24 protein-coding genes and 2 pseudogenes are annotated in these 24303 nt (G+C 57.0%); 13 read left to right on the top strand and 13 right to left on the bottom strand.

Features of this window, described 5'->3' with window-relative positions:
• Positions 1-67: 67 nt before the first annotated feature.
• Positions 68-352 (top strand): hypothetical protein, encoded by a 285-nt coding sequence (locus G463_RS0105305; protein ID WP_026974333.1) that lies wholly within the window; start codon positions 68-70, stop codon positions 350-352.
• Between the two features lie 107 nt (positions 353-459).
• Here the strand turns inward: G463_RS0105305 and lysA are convergent, their stop codons facing one another.
• Positions 460-1764, bottom strand: coding sequence for a diaminopimelate decarboxylase (gene lysA / locus G463_RS0105300; RefSeq protein WP_026974332.1), 1305 nt, complete (start codon positions 1762-1764; stop codon positions 460-462).
• A 373-nt stretch (positions 1765-2137) separates the two neighbouring features.
• Here lysA and G463_RS0105290 point away from each other — a divergent pair, with 373 nt between their 5' ends.
• The gene (locus tag G463_RS0105290; RefSeq protein WP_026974331.1) at positions 2138-2959 is read left to right on the top strand and encodes a dienelactone hydrolase family protein; all 822 of its coding nucleotides are present in this window, start codon (positions 2138-2140) and stop codon (positions 2957-2959) included.
• 80 nt (positions 2960-3039) lie between these two features.
• Complete coding sequence (locus G463_RS0105285; protein ID WP_026974330.1) at positions 3040-3894, top strand: DMT family transporter; 855 nt, start codon at positions 3040-3042, stop codon at positions 3892-3894.
• A gap of 27 nt (positions 3895-3921) precedes the next feature.
• On the opposite strand, the gene G463_RS0105280 is transcribed toward G463_RS0105285, so the two are convergent.
• The 6 genes from G463_RS0105280 to G463_RS0105255 form a co-directional block, all read right to left on the bottom strand.
• Complete coding sequence (locus G463_RS0105280) at positions 3922-4695, bottom strand: Cof-type HAD-IIB family hydrolase (RefSeq protein ID WP_026974329.1); 774 nt, start codon at positions 4693-4695, stop codon at positions 3922-3924.
• A 112-nt stretch (positions 4696-4807) separates the two neighbouring features.
• On the bottom strand, positions 4808-5923 hold the full coding sequence (locus G463_RS0105275) for a GerAB/ArcD/ProY family transporter (protein ID WP_026974328.1): 1116 nt from the start codon (positions 5921-5923) through the stop codon (positions 4808-4810).
• 15 nt (positions 5924-5938) lie between these two features.
• Positions 5939-6151 (bottom strand): hypothetical protein, encoded by a 213-nt coding sequence (locus G463_RS0105270; protein WP_026974327.1) that lies wholly within the window; start codon positions 6149-6151, stop codon positions 5939-5941.
• Positions 6148-7353, bottom strand: coding sequence for a Ger(x)C family spore germination protein (locus tag G463_RS0105265; RefSeq protein ID WP_026974326.1), 1206 nt, complete (start codon positions 7351-7353; stop codon positions 6148-6150). Before G463_RS0105265 ends, G463_RS0105270 begins: the two co-directional genes overlap by 4 nt.
• A complete protein-coding gene (locus G463_RS22775; RefSeq protein WP_245575694.1) occupies positions 7350-8936 on the bottom strand; it encodes a spore germination protein in 1587 nt (528 codons plus the stop codon). Before G463_RS22775 ends, G463_RS0105265 begins: the two co-directional genes overlap by 4 nt.
• A gap of 270 nt (positions 8937-9206) precedes the next feature.
• A complete protein-coding gene (locus G463_RS0105255; RefSeq protein WP_035485852.1) occupies positions 9207-10202 on the bottom strand; it encodes a type I phosphomannose isomerase catalytic subunit in 996 nt (331 codons plus the stop codon).
• Between the two features lie 227 nt (positions 10203-10429).
• On the opposite strand from G463_RS0105255, the gene G463_RS0105250 reads away from it, so the two are divergent.
• The 4 genes from G463_RS0105250 (at position 10430) to G463_RS0105235 (ending at position 14459) form a co-directional block, all read left to right on the top strand.
• Positions 10430-10621: a hypothetical protein gene (locus G463_RS0105250; protein ID WP_026974324.1), complete on the top strand. Its 192-nt coding sequence runs from the start codon at positions 10430-10432 to the stop codon at positions 10619-10621.
• Between the two features lie 207 nt (positions 10622-10828).
• Positions 10829-11788, top strand: coding sequence for an NAD(P)H-dependent flavin oxidoreductase (locus G463_RS0105245; RefSeq protein ID WP_026974323.1), 960 nt, complete (start codon positions 10829-10831; stop codon positions 11786-11788).
• Positions 11785-12966, top strand: a complete 1182-nt coding sequence (locus tag G463_RS0105240; protein WP_035485848.1) for a thiolase family protein — start codon at positions 11785-11787, stop codon at positions 12964-12966. The genes G463_RS0105245 and G463_RS0105240 overlap by 4 nt, the downstream gene beginning before the upstream one ends.
• A complete protein-coding gene (locus tag G463_RS0105235; protein ID WP_026974321.1) occupies positions 12963-14459 on the top strand; it encodes a class I adenylate-forming enzyme family protein in 1497 nt (498 codons plus the stop codon). Before G463_RS0105240 ends, G463_RS0105235 begins: the two co-directional genes overlap by 4 nt.
• 43 nt (positions 14460-14502) lie before the next feature.
• Here G463_RS0105235 and G463_RS0105230 read toward each other — a convergent pair whose 3' ends face one another.
• From G463_RS0105230 to csaA, 6 genes are all read right to left on the bottom strand, one after another.
• Entirely contained in the window at positions 14503-16095 is a 1593-nt protein-coding gene (locus tag G463_RS0105230; protein ID WP_026974320.1) for a long-chain-fatty-acid--CoA ligase, read from the bottom strand.
• A gap of 305 nt (positions 16096-16400) precedes the next feature.
• The gene (locus G463_RS0105225) at positions 16401-16928 is read right to left on the bottom strand and encodes a GNAT family N-acetyltransferase (RefSeq protein WP_051321962.1); all 528 of its coding nucleotides are present in this window, start codon (positions 16926-16928) and stop codon (positions 16401-16403) included.
• A gap of 71 nt (positions 16929-16999) precedes the next feature.
• A complete protein-coding gene (locus G463_RS23915; RefSeq protein ID WP_051321961.1) occupies positions 17000-17860 on the bottom strand; it encodes a tetratricopeptide repeat protein in 861 nt (286 codons plus the stop codon).
• Positions 17861-18017: 157 nt separating this feature from the next.
• Complete coding sequence (locus tag G463_RS0105210) at positions 18018-18671, bottom strand: LysE/ArgO family amino acid transporter (protein ID WP_245575693.1); 654 nt, start codon at positions 18669-18671, stop codon at positions 18018-18020.
• Between the two features lie 153 nt (positions 18672-18824).
• Complete coding sequence (locus G463_RS0105200; RefSeq protein ID WP_026974317.1) at positions 18825-19262, bottom strand: 2-thiouracil desulfurase family protein; 438 nt, start codon at positions 19260-19262, stop codon at positions 18825-18827.
• 120 nt (positions 19263-19382) lie between these two features.
• Positions 19383-19712, bottom strand: coding sequence for a chaperone CsaA (csaA, locus tag G463_RS0105195; RefSeq protein WP_026974316.1), 330 nt, complete (start codon positions 19710-19712; stop codon positions 19383-19385).
• 133 nt (positions 19713-19845) lie between these two features.
• Here csaA and G463_RS0105190 point away from each other — a divergent pair, with 133 nt between their 5' ends.
• From G463_RS0105190 to G463_RS23310, 6 genes and pseudogenes are all read left to right on the top strand, one after another.
• Positions 19846-20205 carry a chorismate mutase family protein gene (locus tag G463_RS0105190; RefSeq protein WP_026974315.1) on the top strand — a complete coding sequence of 120 codons (360 nt, stop codon included), beginning with the start codon at positions 19846-19848 and terminating at the stop codon, positions 20203-20205.
• A 55-nt stretch (positions 20206-20260) separates the two neighbouring features.
• Complete coding sequence (locus G463_RS18930) at positions 20261-20638, top strand: 2'-5' RNA ligase family protein (RefSeq protein ID WP_084171235.1); 378 nt, start codon at positions 20261-20263, stop codon at positions 20636-20638.
• A gap of 180 nt (positions 20639-20818) precedes the next feature.
• Positions 20819-21148 (top strand): annotated as a pseudogene (locus G463_RS23445) (ArsR/SmtB family transcription factor).
• Positions 21145-21543 carry an SRPBCC family protein gene (locus tag G463_RS0105180; RefSeq protein WP_026974314.1) on the top strand — a complete coding sequence of 133 codons (399 nt, stop codon included), beginning with the start codon at positions 21145-21147 and terminating at the stop codon, positions 21541-21543. Before G463_RS23445 ends, G463_RS0105180 begins: the two are co-directional and overlap by 4 nt.
• Positions 21544-21688: 145 nt before the next feature.
• The gene (locus tag G463_RS0105175) at positions 21689-23950 is read left to right on the top strand and encodes an ATP-binding cassette domain-containing protein (protein WP_026974313.1); all 2262 of its coding nucleotides are present in this window, start codon (positions 21689-21691) and stop codon (positions 23948-23950) included.
• A gap of 151 nt (positions 23951-24101) precedes the next feature.
• Positions 24102-24303, top strand: a pseudogene (locus tag G463_RS23310) (hypothetical protein); the annotation flags it as partial.

Here is a 24303-nt window from a genome sequence, read left to right as displayed (position 1 = left end):
TCAGGCCGAAGCCGATATGTCCCGTATGATACAATGAACGTAACATTGGACGCCGGAGGGATTGCCCATGATGGCCATCACAGATCGCGCGCGCCAGCAGTTCCTTCAACATCAGGTGGAAGCGCCGGATGAAGTGGCGCGCATTGTATTCACGCCGGCCTGTGGTGGCGCTGGACTGTCCATCGAATGGACGACACTCCGCTTTCGGTCAGATGTACAGGTGGAGGTGCACGGGGTGTCCCTGGTATACGCCAAGCAGATTGCGCATCTGCTGGAGGATATCACCATTGAGTGGCTGGACGCCGAAGACGAAGCGGGCTTTTTGATTCTGAACGGCCCCCCCACCTGCTGAGCGACGAACTCCCACCTGCGCGAAGGCGGGCTGTCCCCAACGACAGCCCGCCTCGATTTACGCGCACCAACACCAGATTCTCGAACCTGGGTGCAGCCCCTCGACGATCAATCCTCCAAAGGCAGATCAAACCGCGCCACATCCGCCCACGTTTCCCGTTGCACCACCAGCTTCGCCCGCCCATCCCGGACAAACACCACCGCCGGATGAGGAATCCGGTTGTAGTGGCTCACCATCGAGTAATTGTAGGCACCGGTGGCGAATACGGCGAGCAAATCCCCCGCCTGCGGCGTCGGCAGCGCAGCATCGCGAATCACGATGTCCCCGCTTTCGCAACACTTGCCGGCGACCGTCCAGGCGCCGTCCGCCGCGTCCACCATGCGATTGGCGTACGCCGCCCGGTACTCGGCGCCATACAGCGCCAATCGGGGATTGTCCGTCATTCCGCCGTCCACCGCCAGGAAACTCCGCACGTCCGGAACCACCTTTTGGCTGCCCACCGTGTACAGCGTGACCCCTGCAGCGCCCACGATGCTGCGTCCCGGTTCAATCCAAAGCTCCGGAAGCGGCAAGCCAAACCGCTCCATACCGGCGCGCACCGCCGCCACCATCAGCTCCAGATAGCTGGCGATGGGGGCCGGGGTGTCCTCCTCCGTGTACCGGATGCCAAAACCACCGCCCAGGTTCAGTACGCGGAATGGCAGGCCGAGCCGAACCCCCTCGGCGTAGAGTGTGATCATCCGGTCAGCGGCTGCCGCGTGTCCCTCCGGATCGAAAATTTGCGATCCGATATGGCAGTGCAGCCCGATGCACGTCAAGGCTGAGGCTTGCTGCACAGCCCGCATGGCCTCCGCCGCCTGCCCGCTCTGCCAGTCAAATCCGAACTTGCTGTCCTGCTGTCCTGTGGCAATGTAGTCGTGGGTGTGCGCCTCGACGCCGGGGGCAATCCGCAGCAGCACGTCCACCCTTCGCCCATGGCGCTCGGCCAACCCATTCAGGAGACGGATTTCGTGAAAGTTGTCCACGATGAACACGCCAACCCCCTCAGTAATGGCGTATTCCAGTTCCGCTGGGGTTTTGTTGTTGCCGTGGAAGCGGATGGCGCCGGCAGGGACACCGGCCCGCCGCGCGGTGTACAGTTCGCCGCCCGAGACGACGTCGAGCGTCAATCCCTCCTGGTGTGCCAGTTGGCACATCGCGACGGTGCAGAACGCCTTGGTGGCATAGGAAATTTCATAACGCACACCGAGATCTTGCAGCGTCCGATGAAAGGTTTGAATTTGACTGCGGATCAACGCCTCGTCGTAGACAAACAGCGGCGTGCCGTACAATTTCGCCAATTCCACAGTGTCACAGCCGCCAATCCACAGATGTCCATTCTCCGCTACGCGCATGGTCCCGCACAGCGGCACCTGTGCCTGACCCGCGCGCCGTGCTTCCGTTACGTTCTGCACCGCTGCACCTCCATTGTGCCTGTCGTCGCAGGACAACCCGAACCAAGGTTTCTATACGTTTACACAGCACCGCGCTGAAGCGGCGAATGCGCGAAAATCCTTTGTGTATATTTATATTTTTATACCATATCAAACTTTGGCGCGGCATGCACGAAAAAGATTCACTGCCGCCCGGTGGTTTATAATGAAACCGGTTCGGCTCTCGAAGGATGGATTTCCTGTGGGGATGCGGCAATGCGAAGGAGGTTTTGACCATGTGTCCACGGTGCGGAAAGGAAACCTGCTGCTGCAGTGACATCTGCGGCTGCGACGCCATGGAGGAGGAATGAAGATGGGCTTGAAGACAGGTTGGATTCGATACGGTTCGGACAACCAGTACCTCGGATATCTGGCCGCTCCGGAGGGTACGCGCGAACCGCTGCCGGCGGTGGTGGTGATTCAGGAGATCTGGGGCGTGGACGAACACATCCAGGACATCACGCGGCGCTTTGCGCAGGCGGGGTATGTCGCGCTGGCGCCAGATCTGTATGCCAAGGACGGGCAGCGGCCGGAAGCGCTCCGGGCAGACAGGATTGCCGCTGTGAAAACGTTCCTCGACAGTGTTCCGCCCACCGCCTGGCACAGTGAAGAGGAGCGAAACGCCGCCCTGGCGAAGCTGCCGCAACCCCGTCAATCGGAGATCCGTGAGACGTTCGGCGCCCTGTTCGGCGGGCTGAAGATGGACCTGTACATCGACCAGGTCAAAGCGACCTCCGGCCATCTGCGCGATACCTATGAAGGCTCCAAGGGACAGCCCGTGGGCTCCGTCGGATTCTGCATGGGAGGTGCGCTGTCGGGACTGTTGGCCTGCGAAGATCCGGCGCTTTCCGCAGCCGCCATTTTCTATGGCAACGCACCGCAGCCAGAGGCCATTGAGCGGATTCAATGCCCGGTGATGGGCTTCTACGGCGAGCTCGATCCGCGCATCACCGACGCGGTCCCCGGCTTTGCGGAGAACATGAAACGAGCCGGAAAATCGTTCGAGTACCACGTGTACAAAGGCGCGCACCACGCGTTTTTCAACGATACGCGCGCTTCTTATCATCCGCGCGCCGCGCGCGATGCGTTCGCCCGAGTACTGGCCTTCTTCAACCGCGAGTTGGGCGCGGAATGAGTCGGAAGGCGTGAAGGTGGTGGGGGCTTCGCCCCCGCCATCGCGCGGATCGCAATCTGAAAAAAAGGAATGATGGCCTTGTGCGACGGGGAATTGGACTTCTGATTTTGGCCACCATGCTGTGGGGAGGCAACTACATCTGCGGCCGATTTCTCGGCACCGCGCTGCCCCCTGTCTTGTTGAACACCGTCCGCTGGGCCATCTCGAGTGTGCTGTTCATCATCATTCTCTTGCTTCGCAAACAGCGCATTCCACTGATGCGGTGCTGGAAGCCGTTCGCCTTGCTCGGTTTCCTGGGGGTTTTCGCCTTCTCCACGTTGACGTACCTCGGACTGCAGAATATCAGCGCCTCCCGCGCCGGTATGATTTCATCCGGGATTCCCATTGCGATTCTGGCATTCTCGCAGCTGCTGCTGAAGGAGCCTGTCAAAGGACGAGCCTGGATGGGCGCATTGGTGTCCATCGCGGGCGTCATCCTGCTGGTGCAGGGCAAGCATGGGGGAAGCCCACGCGGCTCTTTGCTGGGCGACCTGGAAATTCTGCTGTCCTGTATCGCGTGGGGGTTGTACACCGTCCTTGGCAAGCGGTACGGAAAGGCGCTGGACTCATTGCTAATGACGGCAGGAGCGGCAGTGTACGGTACGTTGTTCAGCGCCCTCGCCTGTATCGGAACGATTCATGCGAACCAGATTCACATGACCGCATGGGCCTGGGTATCCGTTGCGTACGTGAGCACCTTCGCCTCCGTCCTGGCCTATCTGGCATGGACGGTCGGCGTCAAACGCGTGGGGGCTGGCCGTGCCGCCCCGTACATCAACCTGCTCCCCGTCTGGGCCGTGGTGTTCGGCATCCTTCTGCTGCATGAGCAGGTCTCCGCCTGGTCATGGCTTGGCGGCGGCGTAACCCTCCTCGGCGCTGCGATGGCGAACTTCTGATGCGAAGATGGCGAGTGGTGGGGTGTGTTACGGAATCAACTGCAGGTGGCGCAACCCGTATACCACGCCGCCTTCTTCCACATCGCGCGTCACGAAGTCCGCATGCCGCTGCAGCTCTTTCGACGCGTTCCCCATCGCCACGCCCATGCCGACGTACTGGAGCATTTCCAGGTCATTCGGACCGTCCCCAAACGCCGCCGCCTGTTCTCTCGGAATCCCGAGCAGCCGGAGCGTGGTGGCGATTCCCTGCGCCTTGGACAGTCCCCTGGGAATGGCATCGACTGCGGTGTCCGACCAGCGCAGAATGGTCAACTCTGGAAACCGCTGTCGGTACAGGTCATCGTACGCTTCCGGAAAGTGGGCAATCATCTGATACACGGGAAACCTCCGATGCGGTTCGGACGCATAGCTGGGCAGTCCGACGCGCAATTCAGTGAAGTCTTTCACCACCAGCGGATGATCCGGTTGCGCGGTGACATGCTTTTGCTCGGTCAGATAGACCATCGGATGCTGCATGTCTGCGGCAAATGTCGTGAATTCCTCCACCAGCGTCTGTGGAATGCGCGTCTCCGAGATCACTCGTCCCTCGTGCACCACGTACGCCCCGTTGATGCTGACGTAGGAGTCAATCTCCAATTCCCGTCGAACCTCCGTGAAGAAGTAGGGCGCGCGGCCGGTGGCAATCATCACAATGGTACCTTGCCGCCGAAGGCTGCGAATGGCTTGCTTCACTTCCTGCGGCACCTGTTTCTCGCGGTTCAACAACGTGCCGTCGAGGTCAAAAAATACAATTTTATACATTCGACATCTCCCTTACGCCCCTGTATGATGGCTGACGCCAGCCACCGCATGGCCGCCCGAGACCAGTTTCTCCCCATCATGGTCTGGTGTCAATCCTCCCCGCCAAGCATTGTCACGCAACGTTCCTGCGCGGCGCCCCCCGGTGCGTCCGGCGTTGCTTCCACCATGCCGCGAGCGCTGTCACAGCCGGAATCACCAGAACGGTGAAGACAAAATAGGACGGGACGTCGGTGATGATGAAATGCTCCACAGTCCCCGCCTTCGCAAACACCGCCAGGCTGCCCGCCCAGACCGAGAGTGCGCCCGGCACAGCCAGTGTCCGGTGGGACGAGAGGCCAAAGATGTCCTTCATTCCTTCACACCAGGCGTAATGAAAGGCCCCGAGCTTGATAAATATGGTGCTCATCACCGCCATCACATACAGCGTGTCAATCCGCTCCAAAAAGCGTCCCACCCGAATCGTACGAACCATCTCCAACACAGGATAGTTCAAATAGCTGACCGAATGCCCCGTGACACCAACCGTAATCGCGACCACGATGGTCAGGACTACCGAGACCAGGCCTGTGGACATCACGAGGGAGCCCAGAACCGACTGCCTATGGTTCACAGCGTGCAAATACTGCAGCACGATGCCGAACTCCATCCCGTAGGCCAAAGCGGGCACAACGGCGCCTCGAAGTACAGGGCTCCATCCGTCCGCCAGCACCGGCATCATCTCATGGATATCCATGTACTGCAGGGAGAGCATGATGAGGACCGGCCCCACAACGGCGCTCAGCGGGAGAATGAATTCCCCCGTACGCGCGAGCACCTCCACCCCCATGTACACGGCGTAGGCGAACGTCGTACTGGCCAGGAATCCGATAACATATTCTGGAGTCCTGGGTAAGATGGTATTGCCGACAAACAGCTCCAGTTCCCTTAAAACGGTGCAATTCGAAATCCAAATCCAGAACACCACCCACAGGCCCAACGCTCTTCCCACGACGGGACCGAACGTTCGAAGCAAAGCCTCGGTCAATCGCCGCATCTCCAGCATACGGATGTAAAGCCAGGCGACCGCGGTCACGAGCAGTCCTCCCGCCGAAGACAACAAGGTGGAAATCCATCCATCCCGAACGGTGAACAGCCCTAAGACATAGGGAATTGTTACAATGCCTGTCCCGAGTGTCGTCCAGATCAGCAAGACCACTAATTGCGTACTGGAAATACGTTCCTTTTCCATGCATTTGTTCTCTCCCTACAGGACTTTGTAGATAACGCGCGTCAAACTGCCGAATACCAGGTCCAGCGGACCCAGAACATCCAGATTCGGCCACAAATGCAGCGCCGTGCGCAGGGACAGGCCGACCACACACAGCAATATCGCCCAGGTGAGGACACGTTCACGCCAACTCGTTGGACGGTGTATCAAATACGACACAACACATGCTACAATGGCCATGGCAATCATGGGATATCCTCCCCTCTACCGGCCTTTGGCGCCTTGTCCACCTCGTTCACCATCACCTCCGGCGCATTGCTGGACAATCCAGCACGACGAATCTGTAGCTGAACTGCACACGATACATCCGCATGTTGGAAAATATCGCTCCAATCGGCCCCATGCTCGCGCCACCAGCCAGGATGATTCTGAAACATCCATTGGCCAAATCCCCCCGCATCCGAACCATCCGATTGCAGTTTTTCAATCACCGTCCGCAGACGTCTCTGGATGATGGCTTCCCCTTCCCTTTGCACAGATCTCAGTACTTGTTTGTTCAACTGTCCTCCCGGACAGAGTCGCTCTATCTCGCCACTCACCGTCAACTGAATCTCCAGATGCAGCCGCTGTCCTACGAATGACGACCGCATATTCCTGCGCCATGAGTCGATTTGAAGCGACGTGTTGGTATCTGCCGCCGACGTAGGGCAGGGTATCGATACCGAGATTTCTCCACGACCGCTGCGAAGCAAGGACAACGCTTCCATTTCATTCGGCGTCAATGTCCCCACCATGGTACCTTCGCGAAACAGCGCCGCCCCGGCTACCCGGAGACGCCCGTCCCGCACGTCAATCAACGCCATGACGGGAGATTTGGATACGGATAAATACGCCTTCAACACACTGAGTTGCTCGGAATCTAAAAGTCGAGCCCTCCTGGCCGTCTGTTCCACGAGAAAGCGTACTCCGAAAGAATTCAAGGGCTCAGGTGTCGTTGACGCCGCCAATACGTCACGAGCCTCCCCCTGCGCCACGACAAACAACTGATTGCGCCGAAAGAACCGACTGCGCTCAAAATAGTCGAACGCACGGCTCAGTCCATGCTTCGCGTACGCGTCGCCGAACACCACGAGTGTGTTATGCGATAAATACAGAAAATGAGGCACGACTTCACTAAATTTATTCACGGCCTGCTCCACGGAGCGGGCCTCCACCGTACGAGTGAGAAACGCCCGGCCCGATCCTTGCCCTCCTGCGGCCGAGGGCACGTTGTTTGGGTTCACCAATTGCAGCGTGACGCGCACCATGCCATTCTCTGCTTCGTCCAGGCCAATTCCGGTCACGATGTTCATGTCGTTGACCTCGCGCAAATCGTAACAACCGGACAAAAACAGGGTGGTCCATATCAGGATAACCACCAGCGTGGCGCACGGCCTCCAGACGCTCTTCACGGGTTCTCCCCCGTCGACTGTTTGGTGGGACCGGGGCGGCGTGTGCGCCCGCGACGGGGATTGACCGTCTCCATCTGTTCCGGGCGGCGGTCCATAGCGTACCAGGGCGCACGAACGAAGGTATCCTTCAAATCGTGGAAATTGAGCGGGGCAATGGGCCCCATATATGGAACTCCGAAGGAGCGGAGCGATACGAGATGTACCACCAGCAGATATCCCAATGTGACAATGCCCACCAATCCGAATAATCCAGCCACCAACACGAACAGGTACTGCAGTTGTCGATTTGGATTCACGAAACCGTACACAGGCAAAGCGAACGAGGCCATTCCAGTGGCCGCCACAACAATCACCATGCCTGCAGAGACCAATCCAGCACGCACCGCTGCATCTCCAATGATCAGTGTCCCCACAATACTGACCGATTGCCCCACGGCACGCGGCAGACGGAGTCCAGCCTCCCGAAGCAGCTCAAAAGACACCATCATCACTAGGGCTTCCAGCACCGTGGGCAACGGAATCCCTCGGTGCTGTGACGCAACACTGATCAACAGCGGTGTGGGCATCAAATCTTGGTTGTACGTCAACAAAGCCACATAGAGCGAGGGCAACAACAGGGAAAGCCAAAAGGCCATGTGACGCAACAGACGAATGAACAGCGTCAATATGAAGTTCATGTAGTAATCATCCGCCGACGCCAGTAAGGTTACAAATTGAACAGGTACCATGAAGCACGAGGGAGCCCCGTCCACCATCAGGGCGATGCGCCCTTGCATCAGTCCACCAACCACCCTGTCCGGACGTTCCGTTTCTTCGACCATGGGAAAAACCGTCTTGGGGACATCCGTCACCAGTTCCATCAGTTTGTAGATGTCGGACATGGTGTCCACGGACAGTCCGGAGATCCGCCGACGCGCTTCTTCCACAAGTTGCGGCTTGACAATGTTGTCCACATACACGATGCTGACTTCGGAATGGGAATACTCCCCAACACGTCGACTCTCCACTTTCAGATGGGGACTGCGGATGCGTTTGCGAAGCAACGCCAAATTCACGTCCAGCGACTCGACGAACCCCTCCTGCGGTCCGTACAGTGTCGGCTCGTTTTCTGCTTTGTCCACGCTGCGACCGGGGGCATCGCCACTGTCCACGCTCAGCGCCACGGATGCGCCATCCACGTACAGCACCACACCGCCGTCGGCAATCATTTGATTGACCTCTCGCCGCGTGCGCAATGGATTGAGCCGACAGCTGCGCAGCGCCCACTGGATGTGCTCCAAGCGCGGCCGTTCTCTGTAAATTTCCGTCAGCGGCGTCAACACGCTTAGTTCTAGCCGCGAGAGATTGACCGATCCGCGAATCCACACCAACAGCACCTTGGTCCCCCGGACGTCCACAATGCGCGTCTGCAAGTCCGCGCACCTGTCCCAGTCTTCCTGGATGGATTGAGCCATCGCGGAGAGCGTGTCCGGCACCGGCGAGTCAGGCCCGAGTTCCGCACCGCCGAGTGACCCGTATTGGCTGTTCGATTCCAGAGATAAGGACATGTGGCGCATCTTCTTGCCTTTACGTTTGTGAAACACACACCGTCACTCCAGACCTGCCCAAACCATTTACCGCTATCATTTCCAGGGTCAAAGGATCTATGCGCATCCGTACGTACATCGAAAAACCCTCTTCTCGACGGTGAGAAGAGGGTTTCGGATTTCCAGACGCACGGAGCGGCAGCAAGGAGGAGGGGCCGCCGCTCGTGCGTGGCACCGATGCCATACCATATACGCTATGCCGAGGGGTGGACACGATACCTGCCCCACCGCATCCGCCTGTTTCTTCCGCACGCGGATTCATCTTGCTCAGTAGGTAACCCGCAGAATCTCCAAGGTTTCGGTCACGTCCAGCGTGTACGACGCCAATGACGTGGGGACGAGCACCGTGGTGGTGCGCTGCAGAGACAGCTCGCCTCCGTCCCAGGTGAGCTGTCCGGCGCCACCAACGCCAATCAGGACGTCGGGGCTTGCGGCAGGGCCCCGCTCGATGCGATGCGCGCCCGGTTGGAGCACCCATTTCTCCAACGTGAAGTAATCACAGGTGACCAGCCGTTCGCGCCGTATGCCGTCCGCATCCGACAGCAGTGTCGGCGCGGGTGCGCTGGGCTCGGCGGTCGCTGTGTAAGCCAGCACATCCCCCGCCTTGTCCACGTGCAATTCGCGTCCTCTGCCGTGCTTGTCCACTCTATCCCAGTCATACACCCGATAGGTGACATCGGATGTCTGCTGTACTTCAATCACCGAAGTCCCCGCCAACAGGGCATGCAGCGTTTGCGCTGGAACAAACACCACCTGCCCCGGCTGAATGGACTGATAGTCGAGGTAATCTTTCACCGTTCCCTCGGCCACCGCCCGCTGATAACTCTGCTTGTCGGCAAAACGGTGTCCGTAGACAACCTTGCCGTCCGGTTTGCACCCCAGCACGTACCACGCTTCCGTCTTGCCGTAGTCACCCTCATGCTGCTTTGCGTACGCGTCGTCCGGATGCACCTGCACGGACAGGTCGTCCGCCGCCTCCAGGAATTTGATCAATAGAGGAAATCGCGGCTGCGGAGAATTCCCAAGGTACTCCGAGGGATACGCGTCGACCACATCGGTCAATGTCCGGCCCGCCAATGGCCCATTCGTCACCACGCTGGTGGCGTGCGGGTGGCCCGAGAGCACCCAGTACTCTCCGATGGGCGCTTCCAATTGCTCCACGCCAAACCACGACTTCAGTGCGTGTCCACCCCAAATGCGCTCTTGCGGTATCGCCCGAAACTGCAGCGGATACGCACGAAACGCGTTGTTTGTCTCCGTCATTCCGAATCGACCTCCCACGTAGACATCGCGTTGCGGCGTTACCGAACCTCATTATACGCAAAATCCATTTGCGTTTAGAAAAATCTTCATCCCGTCTGCGAGCAACTGCCGCGGTAACGGCGAGACCAAGATTCACTCCGGAATCAGGCGACTGTCCCCAACCAAAAGACCACGTTCCGTCATTCAATAAATCGTCTAACCCATCCTGCATCATGGAGGTGTCTTTCATGAACTGCCCACCCATTGTTTGCAAACCGAAGTACATCGTCCGCGACTGCTACATTCCGCGCATGATTCCGTACGTTCACCCCGTTATCACCGTCAATCGCCACATTGTGGTGAATGTCCCGCAGCACTTCTATCAACCCATGGTGCAAAACGTCCTCGTCGATCCGGGCTGCCCCGGTCGCCGCTGCTGACGCGCTTTGCATCACACGGCCGCGCGGGCTGTGTCTGCAGCAACCACTCGCCGGACACAGCCCGTTCCCATACCCGCTCGTAACTCCCATCCAATTCAGTCGCCCGCCTCTCCGCTCGTGCGGTACAATAGAGTCTGCATGAAGTGGATGCAACCGTTCATTCATCCGTCGGGCGGCCGGCGGAACCCGTGAAAGGATGTGGAGACGTTGCGCACGCGGATCACAGAACTGTTCAACATCTCATACCCCATCATTCAAGGTGGACTCGCCAACCTCGCCTACGCGGAGTTGGCAGCCGCCGTCTCCAACGCCGGCGGACTCGGCCAGATCACGGCCACCTCGTTGCCGTCCACGGCACACCTGCGCGAAGAAATTCGCAAGACGAAAGCGCTCACAGAGCACCCGTTTGGGGTCAATATCGCCATTGGCCAACATCGGTCGGTGGATGAACTGGTCGAGGTGGCCGTGGAAGAGGGCGTGGCCGCCATTTCCTTGACCGGCGGCAATCCGGAACCCATTCTTCGCCGCCTCCAAGATGTATCCATAAAGAAACTGGTTCTCGTCAGCGCGGTGCGCCAAGCGCAGAAGGCAGAGTCCCTGGGCGCCGACGCCGTCATGGCCGTGGGTCAGGAAGGCGGGGGTCACATTGGGCGAGGCGACACCGGCACCATCGTCCTCGTGCCGCGGGTCGTCGAGTCGGTTCGGATTCCCGTCATCGCGAGCGGCGGCATTGCAGACGGCCGCGGTCTGATGGCCGCGCTGGCACTCGGCGCGGAAGGCATTGAGATGGGGACGCGCTTTGTGGCAACCAAGGAGTGCATCGCCCATCCCGCGTACAAGGAAGCACTGGTTCAGGGACAGGAGACCGACACCATCGTGATTAAGCGCAGCATTGGCGCTCCGGGGCGGGTCCTGCCGTCGCCATGGGTGGATCGAATTCTCGATGAAGAGGCAAAGGGCACCACGCCAGAGCAGCTGTGGCCGTATATCACGGGCGAACGAAACCGACGCGCCATTCTCGAGGGTCACATGGACGAAGGATTTGCCTGGGCCGGTCAATCCATGGGTCTCATTCAAAGCGTGCCCAGCGTGGCGGAACTGTTTGACCAGATGGTGCGTGACGCCGAAGGGATGCTGAACCAATTGAATCGGATGATGTCATCGTGAATCGACCGCAAAGGGACGCGTTGGTGGTCGCCGCACTGCGCACGCCCATCGGGAAAGTCGGCGGGCGGCTGCGCGCAGTCCCTCCCGAGTCCTTGGCCGCCACGGTCATACAGGCGGTGCTGCAGTCGGCCGGTGCGACCGCTGACCAGATCCATCACGTAGTCCTCGGCAATGTGGTGGGTCCAGGAGGAAACATCGCGCGACTCGCTCTGTTGGAAGCCGGCTTTCCCCTGCACGTGCCCGGCTACACCGTGGACATGCAGTGCGGTTCGGGCCTGCAGTCAATGGTGCTGGCCGCCCAGTCCATTCTTGCAGGACAAGCGGAGATGGTCGTCGCAGGTGGCGTGGAAAGCGCCAGCCGGGCCCCCTGGAAAATCGCAAAGCCGGACGACATGTACCGCGGTTTGCCCCACATTTACGCACGGGCGCGTTTCAATCCCGAATCCATTGGCGATCCGGACATGGGCGTGGCCGCCGAGCACGTCGCGCGCCGCTATGAGATCTCCCGCGCGGCGCAGGACGCGTTCGCTCTGGACAGTCACCGAAAGGCGCTGGCCGCAGAAGCATCAGGGTTTTTCGAGTCGCTGCGAACGCCCGTGCAGACGCCGGCAGGCGATACCATTGCCGAGGATGAATGCCCGCGCCCCGACACGAGCCTGGAGCGACTTTCCGCATTGCCGCCCGCGTTTGTCGACGAAGGCACCGTGACTGCGGGCAATGCCTGTCCCATCAACGACGGGGCCAGCGTCTGCCTGCTCACCTCCACCGCCAAGGCGCGCGAACTCGGCTGTCGGATGGCGCTTCGCTACGTGGATTCCGTCGTCGTGGGAGTGGACCCCAATTACCTCGGGATTGGCCCCATTCCCGCCGTGCAGGCGCTGATGGAGCGCACCGGATATCGTCTGGAAGATATTGATTTGGTGGAATTCAACGAAGCCTTCGCGGCACAGGTGCTCGCCTGCGTCAACGCATGGGCCTGGCCCCATGAGCGCTTGAACGTGAACGGTGGGGCCATCGCCCTCGGGCATCCGTACGGCGCATCTGGAGCCGTGTTGGTCACGCACCTGTTCCATGAGATGATGCGACGCCAGGATGCCCGGCTTGGCATGACCACGATGGGCGTGGGCGGCGGTTTGGGGATTGCGGTGCTGTGGGAGAAAGTGAAGGTGAAATCGTGAGAATTGCCGATGGTGTGTTCTGGAAAGCCGCCTGGGACCCTGATAAACTGGCCATGCGAATGGAAGAAGAGTACTGGTCATACGGCCGTCTCGCCGCAGCAGCGGCCCAATACGGCCGGGCGTTTCGGCAACTCGGCGGACAACCCGGGGACGTTGTGGCGCTTCACTTGGACAACAGCCCCCTGTACCTCGCACTCTTTCTCGGTTTGGCGCACGCCGGATTTGTCGTGGCGCCGCTCAACCCACGGCTGCCGGAGATGGAATCTGAAGCCATGGTTCAGCACATTCAGCCGTGGCGCATTGTCCATGAGACCGACGGACGGCCAGTGGTGGACATCCATCTCCCAGGGCAGGTGCCGTCGAGCCACGCCGTCCTGTTGGACGCGCTGTGCCAGGGCGTATCCAGCGATTGGGACGGACTCGACGACGGCTTGTCCGATACCGATCTGTTCTACCTCGGTTGTTCATCGGGCACCACCGGCCAACCCAAGGGCGTTTTGCGAACGCATAAGTCGTGGACGGAAAGCTTTTTCGGCATGACCCTCGAGTTTGGAATGAATTCGGACACCACCCTGCTGGTTCCCGGCCCGTTCTGCTACTCCGCGTCCCTGATTGCCGCACTGCACGCGCTGTTCATCGGCGGCACCGTCTGGCTGCAACGGAGATTCGACGCGGCTACTGTCGCGAACCACTTGGCCAGCGGGGACATTCAGGCTGTGTTTATGGTTCCCGCCATGTACCGTTCCGTCTTGGATGCGACCATACCGTTGCAGCGTCCTGCAGGGATTCACCCCATCACCTGCGTGAGCGCCGGAGACAAACTTCCCCCATCGCTGCAACAGGCCTGGTTGGCCGCCTTCCCGAAGACCCGCTGGGTGGAATACTTCGGCTCATCGGAAGTCGGATTTATCTCGGTGATGTCCTCCGCGTCGCCATCGCCGGATGCGGTGGGGCGGCCGTTCTTCCCGGCTCGCGTGCGCGTGGCTGGCACAGAGATTCAGGTCAAAAGCGGCATGGGATTCTCCGGCTACACACGGGAATCCGCCGCACTGCTCGCGTCCGTACAACGGCCGCAGGGCTACCTCGCGTCGGGGGACTGCGGCTATCTGGACGCTGACGGCATCCTGCATTTGACAGGGCGAATGACCGATCTCATCATCTGCGGCGGCGTCAACATCCACCCGGCGGAAATCGAACAGGTGGCCCAGTCGCATCCGGCCGTCCGCGAGGCCTGCGCGGTCGGCCTGCCGGATGCGCGCCTGGGAGAGGTTCCCGTGTGCGTGGTGGTTCTCCACCCTGCGCATTCCGCATCTTTGACGGAGCGTTGGAACGAACTGCAGGCGTTCTTGCAGCCGCGTCTGGCTGGGTACAAGCGACCGAGGCAGCTGCACCTCTGGCCAGAGTTGCCCCGCAACGCATCCGGGAAACTGGACCGACGCGCGGTGCGCGCCGCGCTCTTGGCAGCGTGGTCCGAGTCAGGTCGGGATGGGTGAACAGAATCACCAAAACTTCCGGCACCACCGGCGAGAAAAGGGCCTATTGGACACGCTTTTCCTGCCCCTGCCAGAACCGCTCGCGCAGCCGAAACTTCTGCAGCTTGCCGGTGGCGGTGCGAGGCAACTCTGAAACAAAGACGTAGTCCTTCGGCACCTTGTAATGAGCCAGGCGATCCCGACAGAATGCGTTCAACTCGTCCTGGGTCACGTGATGCCCGGGTTTGACGACCACAAACGCGACTGGCACTTCCCCCCAACGCTCGTCCGGCCGACTGACCACACCTGCGTCGGCCACAGCCGGATGCTGGTACAGCACACCCTCCACCTCGACCGAGGAAACGTTTTCACCCCCGGAAATGATGACATCTTTGAGTCGATCCACAATTTCGATATATCCATTCGCATGCACCACAGCCAAATCTCCCGTGTGAAACCAGCCTCCGGCAAACGCCCTGGCCGTTTCCTCCGGCTGCTTGTAATACTCTTTCATCACCACATTTCCACGGCAAACAATTTCTCCGATTTCCTTTCCATCCCATGCGACCTCCGTACCGTCCTCTCGAACCACCTTGGTTTCGCCATTGAAAAGTTGTTCCACACCTTGGCATGCGCGAAGTGCAGCCTGCTCCGACGCGGGCAATTGATTGAACTCCTGGCGCCACTCGCAGTAGGAAATAAACGGGGACACCTCCGTCAGCCCGTACACATGAATGACCTCCATGCCCAGCAGCTCATGGACCCGTTCAAGCACAGCGGCCGGAGGCGGCGAACCGGCTGTGGCGATGCGTGGGCGCTGCGCCAGCTTCACCTGATTCACGTTGGGCGCCTGCAACAGCATGCTCAACACCGTCGGTGCGCCACATGCAACCGTGACCCCTTCGTCTTGGAACAACTGCAGAACTTGGACTGGATTCACCTTGCGCAAACACACATGCGTGCATCCGAGCGCGGATACAGCCCATACACCGCCCCAGCCATTGACATGAAACATGGGGAGGGTGTGCAGGTAAACGTCTTCGGGAGAAAAGCGGAGATGAAACAGAAAATCCGCCGCATTGGTGAACGTATTGCGGTGTGTGAGCACCACGCCTTTTGGACGAGACGTCGTTCCACTGGTGTAGTTGATGGTGATGGGATCGTTCTCATCCACCTCCGCACGCACGGGACTGTCGCTGGACGAATCCAGCAGAGATTCATATTGCATCACCCCATCGAGCGACGGAAAACCGGGCCATTCCACTTGCACCACGTGCCGAATCTTCGGGAGATTTGGCAAGACCTCCCGCATCACCGGGGACCATTCCGCGTCAAACAGTACAATTTCGCTGTCGCTGTGATCGATGATATACCGCAACTCTTCCGCCTGAAGGCGAATGTTCAACGGGACCAGTACCGCGCCAAGCAATGGGATGGCCTGAAAGCACTCCAGCATTTGATGCGTGTTTGGCATCAGCGCCGCCACCTTCACGCCAGGACCCACGCCGAGTTGTCGAAGTCCATTGGCAAGACGGTACACGCGTTGTCCAAACATTTGATAGGTGAATCGCAGCTCGCCATCCACCACCGCGAGCTTGTCCGGGTAATACTTGAGCGCTCGCCGAAAGAAATCCAGCGGTGTCAACGGGGTGATCATTGGCATCCTCCTTTTGTTTTCAGTATTTTTTGCATTCCCCATTTATATCATATCTCTTCGCGGAATGCGCTTACATTATCATGGACTCAAAATCGTCCAAACACGACAATTGTGCGAACGGATAAGGGTAAGTGACCTGTCCATCACTTCCTCTTCCTGAATACGGTGTGGTAACCCACGATTTATGGGAAAGGGGCGGAACGTCCATCCATGTTGTGAATGCCCAACTGCAATATTAAATGGGGAGCGGTCTTCGGATCTGCCCCCTCTTTTTTGCGCGCAGAAGCACATGGCGCTGGAGGTGTTCACAAGCTTTCGAGCTCCATCCACCCATATCCAATCTCTCTCAACATCTTACCACCGATTTCAACATCGGCTTCTCGAACGGGTACACCCCCCATGGATTCATAGAATCGACAGGCGGGATTATCCTCCAACACCCATATGAGCATGGAACGAAATCCGTTCACAACCAGGTGCTGCACGATATTCTGGAACAGCGCTCGACCAATCCCTCTGCGCTGGTGAGCTTGGAGGAGGTATATGGCGTACAGCTCACCGTCGTAGTCCGCGTCTCCAGAGCGCTCGCGCCCGCCATTGGCAAAGCCAATGATACTGCCGTCTTCATCCTCCGCCACGAACATGGCGTAATCCGGAGCGTTTTGCGCGGAGATTCGCCGCCATCGGGCTTCGCTGACGGCGTACGACATCCCATCCAGAAAATCATCGGGTACGATGCCTCTGTACGTCGTCCGCCAACTGTCCACATGCACCTTCGCAATGGCGCCAGCATCCGTTGGATTGACTTTGCGAATCTGGTATCCATGAATCACGAGATCGCCTCCCTCGCTTCATCCACAAACGATGTTGCTGCGATTGAAAATACAGTGTTTATCTGAGACTCTTATTGGTGGTCTGGACAATGACCAAAACCCTCTGAGACGATGATTGCCCATGTTTCGGATTGGTTATATGTCTCTCCGTTGCCCCGCATATCCTCGCGCACCGCGATGTTGACCAGTTCTATCGTTTCAGGACGCGTTTCGAGCAGGACGTACACGCCCACGATGGCACCATAAACTTCTGCAACCGAGCAGGATCCTCGTTTCACGTACCCGGCAACTATCGAGGCACTGGGATCGGCAAGCAGCAGCAGATCCATCGGTGGACGTTCATCTGCTCGCAATGACCGAATATGAACCTGCATGGGATCTTGTAGTTTGACAGTATTCGGACGGCCTTTGCGGGATATCCGCGATGATGCTTCACACTCCAACTCCCAGATGTAATTCTCCAATGGCTTGCGATATCGCTCAACATCATCCGATTTGAGGTGTTCAATCATCACCTGCAGCGCCACCTGTAACGCCAAGTCTGATTGTCCATTGCTATACAGCGCCAAAGCGAGGAACATGCTGATGACGGGCATACCCGGATGACGTTGTTGTGCATTTTGAAGCACCGATACCGCCTCTTTGAACCGCCCCACATTGCGGAGAGAGCTGCCGAGCTGGAGCATGGCGCTGGCTTCATCGGCTTCCGACAGTCCCAGTGCGATGGCTTCTTCGTACAACGGAATCGCTTGCGCCTCTTCCCCAAGAAAGTCCAGGGCACTCGCCAGTTCAAACGTCGCACGCCCATCTGCTGGATACGCATGGACCAAGTGCTGAAAATACTGAACCAATCGGGACGGTTCATGCTTGAGCTGCCATCCAGATTCAACTACAGATCTCCAGTTCTGTTCCGAGATGTCCCCACTTCGCATGTCACTGACACTCCTCTACAACTGTCCCTCCATCGTTATCGTCCGGTGATCCATGCCCAGATTGCGAATTGTCGCATCGCCCTCTCGGTCATTCGGATCGAATGTGTCAGAAAAAGTCCGAGAAACGAAATCGATTGACCGTCGCCCGGTCGTATGCTCACTGGAAGGCATAGATGATATGGGCTAAATAGATGGCTGACGCCCACATCATTGCTGCCGATACCCGATTGATTGTACGAAGTGAAGACGTTCTCAACACCACCTTACCCACGACGTGCCCGACGATGGACAAGCCAGTGAACCACAGCCATGAGACAGCCACGCTTGCAACACCAAACGTGATTCTCTCCGGCCAATCGGCATACGCCGCTGCACTGCCGCCAATCACCATGAATGTGTCGATGAGCGCATGAGGATTTAGCAGCGATACCGAAGATGCAAACCCAATTTGCCGCTTTGTGGTCCAAGTCGTCGAAACGGTATCGTCCGTCTTCCCTTCTGGTTTCTCCCTCCACGTGGCCCATCCCATGAATGCCAGAAATCCAATCCCGATGGTTCCGAACGTAAGCCTGAGCCAAGTGAATTGCAAAGCGACCGTGGAAACTCCGATGACAGCCAGTGCAATCAACAACGTATCACAGACAGACGCCGTCACCACAGCTGGTAGTGACCTGGACCAGCGATGGTGAAGCGCCCCTTGAGTCAGAATGAATCCATTCTGCATGCCGATGGGCAGAATCAGTCCAACAGACAGCACAAACCCGTGAATGAACGCAGCGAGCAAGACCATTTCCCCCACTTCGGTGCCCATGTAGACATACCCAGAGGTGGATTTTACATTTGACTGCGATTCCCCACCTCCATCTCCCACTCGACCTGAAAGGCGAAATCTTGCTGAAGCCGAACACCATGTATGACCGTCTCGCCACTTCCCATCTCCATGCCGCGAATGTCAAGTCAAAGCCTACGACTCCGAGGAGACAGATATCCCGTTCCGCATGAACAGTGCCGTGGTCACGCCAACTCCGGTCTTCATGCGCCCGGAAAATGACCCGTCATAGATTTGCGCGCTCCCACACGACGGACTTTTCGATTTAAGAACTGCTGCACTGGCGTTAACCAATTGTGCAATTCGGAGTGCCTGTTCCGCGCCGCGAATAAACGCATCCGTGACGTCGTTGCCTTGTGAGTCCAGAACCCTGGCTCGACCGTCGAGCACGTCAAATCCGTCGCCACCGACCATTTCTGCGGGATTCCTCGGCGTGGGCAAACCGCCCATTTGCTCAGGACAAACTGGAATTGCCTCTCCCGATTGAACCATGGCCTCAATGTCGGCTCCCGTGGCCGCTCTTTGGTCGTATCGACATCTGCATCCTGCCAAACATGCGCTGACCACTTTCATATCCCAATCCCCCCATGTCGGACAAATTCGTCCGTTGTTATCCGTGCGCTCCCACAGACATTCACCCGCTTCGCCCTCTCCCCGCGTCATCGGCAGCCCTTTCACACAGGTGGATCCCATTCAACCAATGGGTGTCCCATTCGGAACAGCGTCATCCAGATTGAGCAGCACAACATCACCCTTCTCGGGAATGCCGCCCAACACCAGCACCTCGGACTCAAATCCAGCAATCCGCCGAGGAGGAAAGTTCACCACGGCTACAACCTGTTTTCCGATGAGCGATTCCGGGGAATACCGCCTGGTAATTTGAGCACTGGAACGCTTCACACCTGCCTGTCCGAAATCAATCTCCATTTTGATGGCCGGGACCCGAGCCTCCGGAAACGGTTCAGCTTTTATGACTGTTCCAACTCGAATCTCCAGTTTCGCAAAATCATCGATGGTTGCCACGAAAAACGCCCTCTTTCTATGAAATTATCGAGGATAGCCCTGGTGATGCCCTAGATCACTCAAAACGTTCCTATTATTTGGTACAATATCAATAGAAGCCGTGATTCTGCAAGCCGAGAGGATCAGATCCTTAATGATGAGGGTCCTGTACGACCATCGACTGAAGCCGATTGATGAACAATTGGTGAAACTCATCGCAGAGCGAATACGGAAAAGCCGTGGAACAAACGGTTATCCCTCGAAAGAACAGGTTGACCGCTGGTGCCAAGAATATCAGGTTGACGTTCATGTGATTGCATCCGTTTTCGCCGCTATGAGCAATCCGTGGCGTGCACCACGCCTTGCGGTGTCTCCACAAAATTTGCTGCACATCATTCCCATCATGCACAAGATCCGCCGAGAAGACATCACCTATCAAATCACGCATATTGAACAATACATTGACTGCAGTCTCGTCTACTTGGACATCTATACCAGAGCGAACGTTGAATGAAACAGTTGTATTTGAGGAGTCATTGTAGATCCGAATAAAAATAACACGGTAGACAATGGTTCGTGAGGGACGTGGCTTTGCAGTGTTGAGGGCTATACACATATTTCCTTATTTTTCGAACATAGAGGCTATTGACAACCTACGGGCGAAATATGATCCGTTGTTTAGCCTCATTCAATCGCATGTGACCCTGGTATTTCCGTTTGAAAGTACAATCACCACTGCAGTTCTCGCGCAACACGTGCAAGATTCCTTGATGGGTGTGAAGCCGTTCTATATCGTTCTACGGGGGGGCACGGGGTCTGAGGAGGAATATTTGTTCCTAAAAACCGAGCACTTCAATGAGATATTCGAATCGAGGGTACATGAGATTGTCGTTGAAAACATTGATGAAAGTGGAAAATCATCTACGGAACTTAAGATACCGCTATGATTTCTCGGTAAATTACATACACATCTGCATGTAAATTGCCAATCATGGTCTGCTTGACACAACACCAAATGGTGGCCTATAATCAAAACGTCACTAAACGGTGCCCAATTAGGAGTTAGTCATTGGAAAGTTTGGAACCTGAATAAGTTTCACTTGAAACACTGATGTGGAGAGGGTGTTGTGAGCGAGAACAACCCGTTGCGGGATGTGTTTGACGCGATTGCAGATCCAAGTAGGCGCCGACTGATTCGTCTGTAAGCAACGGCGGAGAAGATATCACTTCATGAGTTGACGGAACAGTTTCAAATAGGCCGTATGGCGTTATCCAAGCATTGGACATTCCTTAAAGAGGCCGAACTGGTACTTGGCTGAAAAGTCGGCAGAGAAACGCGATTTAGGCTAAACGCCTCTTCACACAGAGAAGCCCAAGATTGGGTGGCTTTCTACAGCAAATTCTGGAGTACGAATATGTTGCGCTTGAACCAACGATTAGAGGAGGAAAAAGAATGAGTTTAACATTATCCTTGGATTTTCAGTTCACGACATCGATCGAGAAGCTTTGGTCCGCCTTAACCGATTCAAGCAAGCTTGCCAAGTGGGTCATGGAAAATGATTTCAAGCCCGTCGTAGGACACCGTTTTCAGTTTCGCACTCAGCCGATCAATGGGTGGAATGGAATTATTGACGGCGAAGTGCTTATCGTGGAAGCACCAAACCGGTTGTCCTATACTTGGGAAAGCGCAGGGGAGAAGCACACGGTCACCTGGACGCTGAAAGATTTAGGGGACGGAAAGGTAAACCTTCATCTCGAACAAACCGGAATCGGAAATGCTCAAGGACTCGAAGGCGCTAAGTGGGGCTGGACTAAAATGTGCGGACAGCTTGAAAAGGTGTTGGAACAATAACCGCATTCGGTACTAAAACATCTCCTTCCCCAAAACTAAATGAATGGGGACGCTATTGAAATAGCCCAACATCATCAAACAGATCACTTAGTGGTATCTATTGCCCATCAAGTGATCTGTTTGTACACGTAAAGGAAGATATCTTATGACCCAAGAGTATATAGAAATCCGCGGCGCCCGGGAAAATAACCTTAAAGATGTATCTTTGCGCATTCCCAAGCGCAAAATTACCATTTTTACCGGTGTATCCGGTTCCGGCAAATCGTCGATCGTTTTCGATACCATCGCCGCCGAATCCCAGCGTCTGCTGAATGAAAACTTCAGCATGTTCGTCCGCACCTTTCTGCCGCGTGTTCCGCAACCGGATGCAGACGCAATCGAAAATCTCAGCATGGCGGTTATCGTCGACCAAAAACGCTTGGGTGGCGGCGCTCACTCAACCGTGGGCACGATTACCGATATCTCTCCCATTCTCCGTCTTCTCTTCTCCCGAGTGGGTCAGCCCTATGTTGGACCAGCACACATGTTCTCGTTTAACGATCCACAAGGCATGTGTCCCGAGTGCAACGGGGTTGGTCGCAGGCTGTGCGTCGACATGAGCAAGGCGCTGGACATGTCAAGGTCGTTGAATGAAGGGGCAATCCTGCTGCCGGGCTATACGGTGAACAGCATGGATTGGACGATGCTCGTGCAGTCGGGTCCCTTCAATCCCGACAAGAAGCTGAGCGATTATTCGGATGAGGAACTGGAACAACTGCTGTACGGCAAGGCGAGGAAAGTGGCGACGCAGTTCGGCGGGAAGACAGTGAACATTACGGTGGAAGGCTGCATCGAGAAGTTCACCAACAAGTACATCAAGCGAGATGTGAAGACGTATTCCGAGCGCACACAACAAGCTGTTACGCCGTACATCTCCGAGGGTCCCTGCCCCAGCTGCCGCGGCTCGAGACTCAGTCAGGCTGCGCTCAACTGCAGGATCAATGGACTCAACATTGCGGAGATGTCCTCCATGGAGGTCGGACAGCTCATCCGCGTCATTCGGGAGATTGACGATCCTGTCGCCGCGCCGATCGTCAAGTCGCTGACGGAGCGGTTGCAGCATCTGGTGGATATCGGACTTGACTACTTGACGCTGAACCGAGAGACGGATACACTGTCCGGCGGCGAGTCGCAGCGCGTCAAGATGGTGAAGCACCTGAGCGGCAGTCTGGTGGATGTCACTTACATCTTCGATGAGCCCAGCGTTGGCTTGCACCCCCGTGATGTACACCGGTTAAATGGGTTGCTTCAGAAGCTGCGCGACAAGGGCAATACCGTGATTGTCGTTGAGCACGATCCGGATGTGATCAAGGTTGCAGATCACATCGTCGACGTTGGACCTCACGCCGGCAGCCGCGGCGGTACCATCGTGTATGAAGGAAGCTTCCAAGGCCTGCTGGAGGCAGGTACGCTGACTTGCAACCATATGAAGCGGCCGCTTCAGCTGAAGCACGATTGCAGGCAGCCGTCCGGCAAGCTGTCAATCAAGGATGCCACACTGCACAACCTGCGGAACGTGAGTGTAGATATTCCAACCGGAGTGCTGACAGTAGTTACGGGTGTCTCCGGCTCGGGTAAGAGTACGCTGATTAACGAAGTATTCCTCAGTCAGCATCCGGATGCGATCGTCATCGACCAATCGGCGGTAGGAGTGTCAACACGCTCGACTCCCGCGACCTACACGGGCATTATGGATGATGTGCGCAAGGCGTTTGCTTCCGCGAACAGGGTCAACCAGGGCTTGTTCAGCTTCAACTCCAAAGGGGCTTGCGAGAACTGCCAAGGGCTGGGTGTTGTGTATACAGACCTTGCATTCCTCGACAGCGTGAAGCTGCCATGCGAAGTATGCGGAGGTAGACGATTCAAGGAAGAGGTGCTCGCGTACAAGCTGAACGGCAAATCGATCGCCGACGTGCTGGCGATGACCGTCGAGCAGGCGCTCGCCTTCTTCGAAAACAAGGACGTGATCCGCAAACTTCAGGCCATGAGCGATGTGGGGCTCGATTATTTGACCCTCGGCCAGCCGCTCAGCACGCTCTCGGGCGGGGAATGCCAGCGCATCAAGCTGGCAAGCGAGCTGCATAAGAAGGGCAGCATCTACGTGATGGACGAGCCGACGACCGGCCTACATATGTCAGATATCGGTCACCTTCTGGAGATCATGAACCACCTCGTGGATGCCGGCAATACGGTGATCGTCATCGAGCACAACCTCGATGTGATCAGCCAAGCGGATTGGATCATCGATATGGGACCGGACGGAGGCAGCAAGGGCGGCCAGGTGGTATTCGAGGGCACACCTGCGCAGCTCATCCATGCGGAGCAGTCGATCACGGGAAGATACTTGAGAGAACATATTAAAGGTTAAATTTACGTACTCAAGTTTCGCACCCGGTCTGAGTCAATAAATCCTTGGTGCGACTGGGATTTCAGGCGCTGAAAAGGCAAAAACACCCTCATTTTCTGGTAGACTGAAGTTGACGAGACAACAATCTACAGAGAAGAGGATGTTTTCCCTTATGGTACGTGAACCTCAACACCAAGATCAACTCCAATCCATGGTTTTTGCCTTTTTCAAGGAGTACAGGATAGCAAGACTCCTGAAGCAGTCGAATGTCACCAAGCAAGCTGGTATTGCTGTTCTGGATGTGTTCCGAGCTATATTCAGTCTCGTATTCACTCAGCGAAGCCTGAACCGTTGGCTAAAGCAGTCAGGCGGAG

The sequence above is a fragment of the Alicyclobacillus contaminans DSM 17975 genome (genome assembly GCF_000429525.1).
Taxonomy (GTDB): domain Bacteria; phylum Bacillota; class Bacilli; order Alicyclobacillales; family Alicyclobacillaceae; genus Alicyclobacillus_A; species Alicyclobacillus_A contaminans.
The sequence above is the reverse complement of the archived record's forward strand: the minus strand, read 5'-3'. Positions and strand labels throughout refer to the sequence as shown.